9 protein-coding genes are annotated in these 11,001 nt (G+C 52.9%); 2 read left to right on the top strand and 7 right to left on the bottom strand.

The genetic code is table 11. The features are described 5' to 3' along the window. Positions 1-34 precede the first annotated feature (34 nt). The 7 genes from ROJ03_RS05095 to ROJ03_RS05065 all read right to left on the bottom strand — a co-directional run bounded on the left by ROJ03_RS05095 (position 35) and on the right by ROJ03_RS05065 (position 7,980). The gene (locus ROJ03_RS05095; RefSeq protein ID WP_313725918.1) at positions 35-1,396 is read right to left on the bottom strand and encodes a sigma-54 dependent transcriptional regulator; all 1,362 of its coding nucleotides are present in this window, start codon (positions 1,394-1,396) and stop codon (positions 35-37) included. After that, entirely contained in the window at positions 1,393-2,712 is a 1,320-nt protein-coding gene (locus ROJ03_RS05090) for an ATP-binding protein (protein WP_313725917.1), read from the bottom strand. Before ROJ03_RS05090 ends, ROJ03_RS05095 begins: the two co-directional genes overlap by 4 nt. 18 nt (positions 2,713-2,730) lie before the next feature. Next, positions 2,731-3,912, bottom strand: coding sequence for an ABC transporter permease (locus ROJ03_RS05085; RefSeq protein ID WP_313725916.1), 1,182 nt, complete (start codon positions 3,910-3,912; stop codon positions 2,731-2,733). Between the two features lies 1 nt (position 3,913). Next, positions 3,914-4,588 (bottom strand): ABC transporter ATP-binding protein, encoded by a 675-nt coding sequence (locus ROJ03_RS05080; RefSeq protein WP_313725915.1) that lies wholly within the window; start codon positions 4,586-4,588, stop codon positions 3,914-3,916. A 3-nt stretch (positions 4,589-4,591) separates the two neighbouring features. Continuing rightward, positions 4,592-5,728, bottom strand: a complete 1,137-nt coding sequence (locus tag ROJ03_RS05075) for an efflux RND transporter periplasmic adaptor subunit (RefSeq protein ID WP_313725914.1) — start codon at positions 5,726-5,728, stop codon at positions 4,592-4,594. A gap of 5 nt (positions 5,729-5,733) precedes the next feature. Next, the gene (locus tag ROJ03_RS05070; protein WP_313725913.1) at positions 5,734-7,170 is read right to left on the bottom strand and encodes a TolC family protein; all 1,437 of its coding nucleotides are present in this window, start codon (positions 7,168-7,170) and stop codon (positions 5,734-5,736) included. 84 nt (positions 7,171-7,254) lie between these two features. Then, positions 7,255-7,980, bottom strand: coding sequence for an SDR family oxidoreductase (locus ROJ03_RS05065; protein ID WP_313725912.1), 726 nt, complete (start codon positions 7,978-7,980; stop codon positions 7,255-7,257). Positions 7,981-8,077: 97 nt separating this feature from the next. Here ROJ03_RS05065 and ftsH point away from each other — a divergent pair, with 97 nt between their 5' ends. Beyond that, positions 8,078-10,054 carry an ATP-dependent zinc metalloprotease FtsH gene (gene ftsH, locus ROJ03_RS05060; protein WP_313725911.1) on the top strand — a complete coding sequence of 659 codons (1,977 nt, stop codon included), beginning with the start codon at positions 8,078-8,080 and terminating at the stop codon, positions 10,052-10,054. An 11-nt stretch (positions 10,055-10,065) separates the two neighbouring features. Beyond that, positions 10,066-10,989 carry an Hsp33 family molecular chaperone HslO gene (locus tag ROJ03_RS05055; protein ID WP_313725910.1) on the top strand — a complete coding sequence of 308 codons (924 nt, stop codon included), beginning with the start codon at positions 10,066-10,068 and terminating at the stop codon, positions 10,987-10,989. The last annotated feature ends 12 nt before the right edge of the window (positions 10,990-11,001 follow it).

Genomic DNA, 11,001 nt, shown 5'->3' with positions numbered 1-11,001 from the left:
ATGAAAAGCTCCTCTATGTCATGAACGATACAACCTACAGGTTAAGGTTGTTCTCAGCTATCTTGTTGATGAGGGTACGGCGGCTGATGCCCAACTCCTGGGCAGCCCGGGTCCGGTTCCCCTCCCATCGGTGCAGGGCCCGGATGATGGTGTCGATCTCCACATCCTTGAGGCTCTTGCCATCGGAGAGGTCGATCTTGGTCTCTTCCTTCTCCTTGTCATGGGTACGCATCGAGACCGAGCCACGCAGGTCGAGGTCCTCCACCTGGATCTCAGGGGTATCGGAAAAGATGACAGCGCGTTCCAGAATGTTCTCCAACTCACGCACATTTCCAAAAAAATCGTGGCTAGTGAGCATGGAGAGGGCTTCAGAGGTAAAGCCTTCAACCCTATGTCCCATCTGGCGATTGAACCTTCTGAGGATTCCTGCAGCCAGTAGGGGAATATCCTCCCGCCTCTCCCTCAGAGGGGGGATGCTGATGCGTACCACGTTCAGACGATAAAAAAGGTCTTCCCGGAACTTCCCCTCCCGGACCATCTGCTCCACATCCTTGTTGGTAGCGGCGATGATGCGGGCATTGATGGGCATCGGGTCTGTCCCCCCCAGACGGGTGATGCGCTTGTCCTGCAACACCCTGAGAATCTTCACCTGGAGCGATAGGGGCATGTCCCCGATCTCATCCAGGAAGAGGGTCCCGCCGCTGGCAAGCTCAAACATGCCGGTCTTCCGGTTGGCGGCCCCGGTGAAAGCCCCTTTCTCATAGCCAAAAAGCTCGCTTTCCAGGAGGTTCTCGGGAACTCCCCCGATATTGATGGCCACAAAAGGACCACCTTTTACCAGGGAGGAGTTGTGGATATCGCGAGCAACCACCTCTTTTCCTGTCCCACTCTCACCGGTGATGAGCACCGTTGAGTTGGTTTCGGCTATCCTTGCCACGAGGTCCTTGATCTTGCGGATGGAGGGGCTCTCCCCTACAAAGATCTGCTTGTCGTCCACCGTGGTGTTGCGTGTCTCGTTTTCCACCAGATTACGGAGATTCTGTGCTTCCACAAGCTTCTTCAACCTGATGACCAGCTCCTCTGGATCGAAGGGTTTGACAATATAGTCCTGGGCCCCTTGCTTGAGGGCACTGACAGCATCGGATATCTCCCCGTGGGCACTTACCATGATGATGGGCATGCGGAACCCTTCGGAGCGGATCCACTCTATAAGGGAGTTTCCGTCCATCCCTGGCATCTTCAGGTCGATGAGGCAGGCATCATAGAGCTCGTCCTTGAGCATCCGCTGTGCACTGAGCCCATTCTCGGCGCAATCGCTGTCGATGCCGTCAAGATGGAGATAGCGGTGCATGAGCTCACGAATATTTGTTTCGTCATCAACTATCAAGATTTTCATGTTCCCTCCGAATCAAGCAGTTTGGTTGTATGGATGGAACGGGGAAGCACAACTTCTGCTACCGTCCCTCCCCCATCACGGGCATAGAGGCGCACATTTCCTCCACGGGCACGGATAAACTGCCGGGAGATGGAGAGGCCAATGCCTGAACCATGGATTTTGGTTGTAAAGAAGGGGTCAAAGATCTTCTTCTCATCGGAGCTCTTGATCCCATCACCCCGGTCCATGACATAGACATGGATCAGCCCGCGCTTACCCGTTGCAATGGCAACCTCAACCTCCGGGTCTCGGCCTGAGCAGCTTTCGATCGCGTTTTTCAGGAGGTTTTCAAATACCGAACGGGCTCGGTCACTATCGATGAGGATCTGTACCGGCAGTTCTGAGGTGAAGCGTATGGGCTTGTCAAAGCATCTGACGAGGGAGGAGATCAGTTCGTTGAGGTCTACCACCACGGGGGTACCCAGAGGGTTGCGCAAAAAGTCACTGACCTTGTTGGTCAGCTGGGTGAGCCTCTCAACCTCCTGGGACATGAGGTTCAGGTCCCCGAGGTTCTCCTTGGGCATGGTCTTCTTCAGAAGGGCAAGCTGGATGGTAATGGCACTGAGGGGGTTCTTGATCTCATGGGTCAAGGTCCTTGCAGCCTGTCCCAGATTGACCAGGCTCTCCTGCTTGGCAATGGTTTCACGATAGCGACGGTTGTTGCGGTATATGCTGAGCACCAAAAGGAACAGCCCTATGAGAATCATGACTGAGACTACGCTCACGAACAGGATCATCATCAGACGATGATGGTAGTTCTGCCCATCGAAATGGAGATAGAGGACATCGGGAAAGTCGATGGGAGCGGGCAGGAGCCCGCTTTCCGTAAGGGTAAGCTCACCGGTATCCAAGAGGATGGTGAGACGGGAAAACCGGATGTATTCGATCATCCCCGTCTCTTTGTTATAGGTGGCGGTACCGATGTTGCTCGCCTGTTTGTTTCCCTTGTTGTCAATCTTTGCCAAAGGGATGGTCATGGGGACACTACCCAGGCTCAGGACCTTCCGGCCCATCGAGCTGTACACCCCGATCCCATTGACCCCTTCGTCCTGCATGGTCTTCAATGCCTTGGTGGTATTGTCCTGGAGTGCCAGGAATACAGAGTTAAAGGCCCGTTCGGCCTCAGACTGCATCCTGAGCTGTTCCCGTTCGATGATGGCAGTCGTCAAAAAGATAACCAGACCGATCAACACAAGAAATGCAAAAACTAGGGATGTGATGACAAAGAAAGGTTCCCTGCCATCGACTATCATCCACCGGGTCCTTCTTGCTTCCACTATACGCCCCCGAAACGCTTATTCGTAATTCAAGGCCTCTATAGGATCGAGTTTGGAGGCTTTCATGGCTGGATACCAGCCAAAGAACACCCCGACAAACATCGAGAAACCCATCGCAAGTATGAACGAGGCATAGGATAAATGCAACGACCATTTCATAAGGTTCGTCACCACAAAGCTCAGGCCAGAGCCCAACAGGATGCCCAGGATTCCCCCTAGGACCGTCAGTGTCAGAGCCTCGGAGATAAACTGGCCACGTATGACATTGGGAGAGGCTCCCAAGGCCTTGCGTATCCCGATCTCCTTGGTCCGTTCGGCTACCGATACCAGCATGATGTTCATGATGCCGATGCCTCCGACCAGCAGGCTTATGGCTGCAATGGCCGCAAGGAACGCACTGAAGGTACCGGTGATCTGTGTTGCCATCTCAGCAAGGCTTGCCGGGCTGAACAGGTTATACCCATCTGTTCCGACCAGGTCGTCCAACATCTCGGTCACCTTGTCGGAAACCTCGATGGTGTCATACCCATCCGCAACCTTCAGGACGTAGGCGCCGACACTGGCATTCTTGCGGAATCGCTGGTCATAGGTGTTGTACGGAATGAAGATGCTCTTATCATAGGAGATGTTGAAGGTTGCATCCTTTGATTCAATCACCCCGACAACCTGATAGCTTTTTGCCTGGTTACGAAACACACTCACGTATTTTCCCAGGGCTGTGCCTTCGGGAAAGAGTTCCTCCGCAACTGCAGAGCCGAGCACCACCACCTGACGACGATTTATGTTGTCCAAGGAAGAGAAGAACTCCCCTTCGGTATAGACGAAGTTGAGTGCTTCACCGTAACTGGAAAGCACCCCCGTTACGGTAGCACTCATATTTTGCTTGCTGTTTCGCACCTGGGCGCTGCTGGTGTTTTGGGGCAGAACAAGTTCTATCCCCTCCACATCACGCATGATCGTATCGCCAAACTCTTCGGTGAAGGTCCCTGTGGTGCGCTGGCCAAAGGCCGGATAGACCGTCACCATGTCCAGACCACCTACGGAGATGCTCTCGGTAATGCTTTTTGCAGCGCTGTCGCCTATGGTGAGGATGGCTACTACCGACCCTACCCCAATGACGATGCCCAACAAGGAGAGGGCTGTCCTTAGCTTGCTGCCACGCATGGCCCCAAAGGCCAGCTTGATGTTCTCGATGATCATGCTATTCCTCCAGCCTTCCGTCGCGAATATGGATCTGGCGCTGGCAGCGCATCCCCAATTCCCGGTCGTGGGTGACAAGGATGACTGTCCGTCCTTCACTGTTGAGCTCTTCAAACAGTTCCATGATCTGGTTTCCCGTCTTGGAATCGAGAGCCCCTGTCGGTTCATCGGCAAGGAGGATCGCTGGGTTGTTCACCAGGGAACGGGCTATGGCCACCCGCTGCTTCTGCCCACCGGAAAGCTCGTTGGGACGGTGCTGCATCCTATCGGAGAGGCCAACACGTTCCAGGGCCTCGATTGCCTTCAGCCTTCGGTCCCGAGAAGGGACCCCTGCATACAAAAGTGGGGTAACTACATTCTCCAGGGCTGTCAGCTTCCCCAGCAGGTTGAACTGCTGGAAGATAAAGCCTACCTTGCGGTTACGGATATAGGCGAGTTCGGCCTCATTCATGCCTGCAGTATTCTCCCCATCGATATCGATGAGGCCACTGGTTGGAGTGTCCAGACACCCTATGAGGTTCATCATCGTGGATTTCCCACTTCCAGAAGGCCCCATGATCGAGGTGAACTCACCCCGCTTGATATCCACGCTCACCCCATCGAGGGCCTTTACGATAAAGTCCCCCACCATGAAGTATCGTTTGATATTTTGTAGTCGTATTACACTATTTGCCATAGGTTACTCTATCCTCATTATTCCGCCAGCAGGTGACCTTCCACCGCTAGACATAGCGCTAAAGGCCGAAGCATTGGTATCTGTCTTACGGATGATGAGGGTATCGCCGACCTTCAGGTCCCCGGTCAGCAACTGGCTGATCCCTTCACCCAGATACTTGACGGTTACTATGACAGTCTGGGTCTTTCCGTCCGCCAGTTTTTTGGTGACGGTGGTTACGCCGCCTCTACCCACGGTGAGGGCACTTTGTGGCAACAGGGTAAGGACAGTCTCCCCTTCGCTGGTGATGGTACCTTCAAAGGTATAGCCTGGGGCTATCGATGCAGGAGGATTTGCTATGGTTATTTCCACTTCCATGACACCGATGCCTTGGGATGTATATTTGCCAATCATCGGGATGTAGGTCACCTCCCCTTCAAGGGTCCCATCAGTATAGGAATCAAAGACCAGCTCCGCCTTCTGTCCGATCTTGATGTGCTGCATGTCGATCTCATCGATCTCGACGGTGGCCTTCAGCTTTGAACGGTCAATGATGGTCATGGCAGAGGAGCCTGCCTCGAAATAATCCCCTTCGCTGACCTTCACAGAGGCTACCACGCCATCAAAGTTGGCATAGGCCTGGGTATAGTCGAGCTTGTTGGTCGCGCTCTTGAGCTTGAGCTCCAAGAGTTCAAGGTCGCGTTCGCTTCCGTTGAGCTTGGCCTTCTCGATATCAGCCTTGATGCTTGCCACATCGTAGAGTTGGTTGGTGTTGTCGATGGCGATAAGGACATCACCTTTCTTCACCGAGTCCCCTTCCTTGACGAAGACGTCGGTGACAGTTCCTGTCGAACGCAAAATGACACTCTGGATATCATTGGGCTCTACATATCCCGATAGGTCGATGGTGTTGGTGAAGGAGCTCTCATACACCTTTGCCTCACTCTCCTTCACCGTAGTTACGGGAGCTTTTGCCTTTGCCCAGGGCAGATGCCCGTTGGTCTTATAGAACGAGTAGGACTGGAATGCCCCTACCAGGATGGCAATGACAACCACCCAGGTAATGACCCGTCGAATGCGTTGATTGCGCAGTTTCTTTTTCAACTGGTTTCGGACCTGGCTCTCTGTATTCATTTCACGATCTGGTTCTTGTGTATTCATTGGTGTTATCTCCCTTGGATCTGCAGGCTGCGGATGGAATTTTCTATGACCAGGCCTTTCAACAGGGTAAGGGCTCTATCATAAGAATCTTGTTCGACGGTAAACCTAGCGATATCCACATTGCTTTTCGTAGTCAAACCCTTTGCAAAGAGGGCTTGCTGTTGTTCCAGGGCCTGTACATGGTAGGAGGCACTGCTTTCCAGCAAAGAGTATTCAAGCTTCCAGGCTGCTATCTGGCTTTGCAAGGAAGAAGCTGTATACAGATATTCCTGCAGGGCATCGTTGTAGGTGATGCTGGCAAGCATGGCGTTGTTCTCAAGCTTCTGGATGTTCAGGGTCTCCGTAAGCTGGGTTGCATTGTTGTTCCAAGAGCCACTGACGGTAAGCTTTGGAGAAAAGTCCCTGGTGTCCACATTATAGGAACCACTGACAGACCCACCAAAGGAGTAATTGTTGGCAGAATAGGTGGTTCCAACGTTGGCCTTGATGCTATTTACTTGTGCGCCCACAGGATTGACGGCAGATACACTGGCACCCCCCATGACTTGCAGTTTCTTGTTGGTAAGTTCTGCCTTTGCAAGCTTCAGGTCCTCATTGGCAATATCCAGGGCCAATGCCTTCAGGGCGACGGAGGTATTGCCGTTCGGATTCTTTTCAAAATCCAGCTTAGGTTCCCGAAGGACAGGAATTCCGTCCCAGGAAAGGGATGTGAGCTGGGTATACTGGCTCTCCAGGAGGGCTTTGTTGCCTTGCAGGCTTGCAAGGGTGCTTTCCAGGTTTGCCAGGGTATGTACCTGCTCCTGGTAGGCAACGCTATCTTTGCCGACCGTCTTCAACGCTAGGGCATCGCTCATCGCCTTTTGTTGGATGACAATGTTCTTCATCGTCTCATTTATGGATTTTTGATTGGTAAGCAGGGAAGATATCTGGTTGATGATGGAGTTCTCAAACTGTATGAGATTGCTTTGGTAGGAGTAGGTTCCCAATAGCTTGTTCTGCTTGTTCAGAAGGGAAGAGCGGTTGTCACTGCTATCGCCAAGCAGGATGGAATGGGATACGGAGGCACTCGGTTTAAGAGAGAACACATTCCCATCGGGGGAGTAAGCAATAGATCCGGTCCCTACCTTGATGGCTGTCTTGCCATCATTGGGCAAGGTAAACGTGGCTTCAGGCCCAGACGTATTGAATACATACGCATTATAGTCTGGTTGATATTCAGCTGTTACATTTCCACTCGAAACCTCAATGCCCAGCTCATCCTTTGCCTCTCCTATGGAGACGGCAAGTTCGGCATTCCTCTTGTCCAACTCATAGCGCTTCATCTCATCACTCGAGGCGTAGGCACTCTGGATAATTTCATCAAGGGAAGCGGAGAAAAGGGAGAGGGGGTAAAGGACAAGAACTAAGAGAATGGCAAGAAATGCCATGTGTGTATTTCGCATTACTGATTGGTCCTCCATGGATATGGCATAATATCGCACCCATATGTGCAATCGACAACAGCAAAGGGGAAAATACCCCACGAATTACAGCAGATGATGGCCCCCATCCACAGCAAGTGTTACTCCTGTAACAAAGCTGGCTGAGAGAAGATAGGATACCGCCTGGCACACATCGGAGGGGGTACCACATCGTTGGAGGGGCAGGACCCTCTCCATCTTTGCAAAGAATGCATCCTCCCCGTTGGGGAGTACCAAACCTGGGGCAACTGCATTTACCCTGAGCGTAGGGGCTAGGGTACGTGCAAGGATCCGGGTCTCCTCAGCCAACGAGGCCTTGGAAAGGTAGTAGGAGGGCCTGCTTGGAGGGGGAGCTTCTATCTGGGTGTCGGTGATGTTGACCACCGAGCCAGAGGCGCCCCGGTTTTGCAGATGAAGATAGAGGGCCTTGGACAGGAAAAAGGGGGCGCCGGCATGCAAAGCCATATCTAGTTGCCACCTTTCGACCGAGGTATCCTGCAGGCTTGCCTGAGAAAAGACCGAAGCACTGTTGACCAGGTCATCGACCTTTCCAAACGGCTCGACAAAGCGCGAAAAGAGGCTTTCAACCGATCGGAGGTCGGTAAGGTCACCCTGCACCACGGCACTTTTGTGCCCGAGTGCCTGCAACTCTTTCTGTAGGCATGTAGCCTCCCTGACCGAGGTATTGCAATGCAAAACCAAACGATAGCCTTCCGTTGCCAGAAAGATGGCAAGCTCCCGTCCGAGGCGCTTAGCAGATCCGGTTACCACTACAACTCTGTCCTGTTCCATGGACCTACTATACTGAGCTTGTTGCCGATTGACAATTGTGGAAGTATATTCTGCTTATCAGGGAAACAGGTTTCCCCGATTAAGGAAAAATACACGCATGGAAAAAGACCCCCAAAACAGAGAACAGGAGTTCTCCAAGCACGATAATGACTGGAAGGACTTCTTCAAGACGAAGTTCAACCAGGAGCCCGGTGTCCATCTTGGAGGAAACGAACCCAAGAACAAGAAGAAGTTCACCTTCTCCTTCTGGTACTTCTTCATCATCCTCCTTGCATTCATGGCGATGAATACCTTCATGGCTACCAGACAGGCGAATGTACAGTCCATCGACTACAACCAGTTCAAGTCCCTCATCAGCGGGGGAACCATAAAACGGGTAGCAATCGAGGAAGAAAAATACCTAGGCTATACCTTTACCAGGGAACAGGCACTTGGCCAGCTGCAGGATACAAACAGAACAGCCGATGTTCTGGTGCAATCCTTCAGTACCTACAAGGTTGCCGATGACCCGACCTTCATCCCTCTGCTCGATGAACATAAGGTCGAATACTATGCAACAGCCCCGATAAAACCTAGCCTGCTATCGAGTTTGCTCGGCTATCTGCTGCCCATCGCATTCGTCCTGCTTATCTGGAGGTTCGTATTTTCCAAGATGGGTGGCCAGGGAGGACAGGGAGTCCTCTCCTTTACCCAGAACAAGTCCAAGATTGTGGCAGAAGGTGATACCGGTGTCCGTTTTGCCGATGTCGCAGGAGCTGACGAAAGTAAATATGAATTGGAGGAGGTTGTGGACTTCCTCAAAAACCCCGACAAGTATACGGAGATCGGGGGCAAGATCCCCAAGGGAGTCCTGCTGGTAGGACCTCCTGGAACAGGAAAGACCCTGCTTGCAAGGGCTGTGGCCGGAGAGGCCGGAACGCCATTCTTCAAGATGAGTGGTGCCGACTTTGTCGAGATGTTTGTCGGTGTCGGTGCTGCCCGCGTACGTGATCTCTTCAAACAGGCAAGGGATAACTCCCCCTGTATCATCTTCATCGATGAAATCGATGCCATAGGAAGACAAAGGTCTGCTGCAGGCATCGGAGGGAACGACGAACGGGAGCAGACGCTCAACCAGCTATTGGTCGAGATGGATGGCTTCGATTCCAGGACCGGAGTCATCATCCTCGCGGCAACCAACCGTCCGGAAATCCTTGACCCAGCCCTCTTGCGTCCCGGCCGTTTTGACCGGCAGGTCCTCATCGACAAGCCGGACCTCGATGGAAGGCATGCCATCCTCAAAATCCATACGAAGAACATCAAGCTCGCCGATGATGTCGACCTGAAAAAGATAGCCCAGGCTTCAGCAGGGCTCGCAGGTGCAGACCTTGCCAACATAGCCAATGAGGCTGCCCTCCTGGCCGTTAGACAGGCGAGAAAGGCCGTCACCCAGGCTGACCTGGAGGAGGCGATCGAGAAATCGGTAGCTGGCCTCGAGCGAAAAAGCCGAGTCCTCAATGAAAAGGAGCGTGAAAGGGTTGCCTACCATGAGACAGGCCATGCCCTGACCGCCTACATGACAGAGGGCTCTGAGCCAGTGAGCAAGATCTCGATCATTCCCAGAGGGTTGAGTGCACTGGGCTATACCCTGCAGTACCCGACCGAGGACCGCTTCCTGCTCTCTGAACGGGAGTTGCTCGGAAACATAGACACCTTGCTTGGAGGACGTGCGGCTGAAGAGGTTGTCTTCAATGAGATTTCGACCGGGGCCGGAAACGACATCAGCCGTGCAAGCGACCTGGTGCGGAGGATGATCCAGGAGTTCGGTATGAGTGAGCGGTACCGGAACATAACGTTGCCGACTACCCAGAGCGGTATTGCAGGGGTTGCCGGATCCAGGGAGTTTTCGGAGAAAGCCCAGGAGTACATCGATACCGAAACTGCAAGGATTGTCAACGAGCGGTATGCCATTGTCAGGCAGAACCTTGAGAAGAACAAGAATGCCCTCATTACCATCACAAAACAGCTGCTGGAAAACGAAGTAATTACCGGAACAGAGTTCCAGGCACTTGCAAAAAGTGAGGTCATTGTCTAATCTGCTTTTGTATGATCAAAAAGAAGATTCAAGACGAAACATTACTAGAACATCTCACCTCCCTGCCAGAAGATGCACGGGAGGTGTTTATTTTGCAAAATGGCCAGGTTCGCCTGACAGCCATCAGCGCCACCACCATGATAAACCAGATGCGTGCCAACTTCGAGTTGGGACTTCTGGAAACCTATGTACTGGGCCAGGCATACCTCGCAGGAGGCCTACTCAGTGCCACGGTCAAGGGCAATGACCGCATCCAGCTCAACATCGAGTGTGGGGGCCCTATCGGTGGCATCTCCATCGAGGCGTGGGCATGCGGCGCTGTCAGGGGCTATCTCAAGCACGTTCCCATCCCCCTGGCCAAACCTTTGGAGAGCCTGGACCTGAACGAGCTCTATGGGCCTGGCTTCCTGTCCATCACCAAGGTGCTGGAAGGCAACAAGACACCCTTCACCGGACAGGTTATGATGCAGTACGGCTCCCTTGCACAGGACCTCGCCTTCTACTACCTGCAGTCTGAACAGACACCTTCGCTCTTCTCCCTCTCGATCCACTTCGACAAGGAAGGCCGGGTTGTGGGCAGTGGTGCCCTCTTCCTCCAGTCAATGCCTGACTGCAGCGAAGGGATCTTGGAAAGGCTGGAAGTAAAAAGCGAGACCCTGCCCTCCCTTGGGGCCTATCTTGCTGGAGGGAAAAGCATCAGAGAGTATGTTGAGGCAGAGTTTGCCGACTTCGATGTAAAGCATCTGGCCCTCCAGACGTTGGGCTTTTCCTGCACCTGCGACAGAAGGCAGTACTCCCAGTACCTGAAGCAACTGGACCCTCAGGACAAGAGCGAGATTCTCGCCGATGGTCCTTTCCCGTTACAGCTCAACTGCCTGAACTGCAACACCACTTATGATTTCGAAAAAGAAGAACTAGAAAGCCTGTTATCATGACAGGCCAGGAGA

Origin of the sequence: Sphaerochaeta sp. PS (genome assembly GCF_032144095.1) — a bacterium.
Lineage (GTDB): Bacteria > Spirochaetota > Spirochaetia > Sphaerochaetales > Sphaerochaetaceae > Sphaerochaeta.
Note: the sequence above shows the minus strand (reverse complement) of the source record. Positions and strands in the feature narration are given on the sequence as shown.

Coding starts and splice junctions, on each gene's coding strand:
- ROJ03_RS05095 (WP_313725918.1), bottom strand. CDS start 1,396: ATGAAAATCTTGATAGTTGATGACGAAACAAATATTCGTGAGCTCATG.
- ROJ03_RS05085 (WP_313725916.1), bottom strand. CDS start 3,912: ATGATCATCGAGAACATCAAGCTGGCCTTTGGGGCCATGCGTGGCAGC.
- ROJ03_RS05080 (WP_313725915.1), bottom strand. CDS start 4,588: ATGGCAAATAGTGTAATACGACTACAAAATATCAAACGATACTTCATG.
- ROJ03_RS05075 (WP_313725914.1), bottom strand. CDS start 5,728: ATGAATACACAAGAACCAGATCGTGAAATGAATACAGAGAGCCAGGTC.
- ROJ03_RS05070 (WP_313725913.1), bottom strand. CDS start 7,170: ATGCGAAATACACACATGGCATTTCTTGCCATTCTCTTAGTTCTTGTC.
- ROJ03_RS05065 (WP_313725912.1), bottom strand. CDS start 7,980: ATGGAACAGGACAGAGTTGTAGTGGTAACCGGATCTGCTAAGCGCCTC.
- ftsH (WP_313725911.1), top strand. CDS start 8,078: ATGGAAAAAGACCCCCAAAACAGAGAACAGGAGTTCTCCAAGCACGAT.
- ROJ03_RS05055 (WP_313725910.1), top strand. CDS start 10,066: ATGATCAAAAAGAAGATTCAAGACGAAACATTACTAGAACATCTCACC.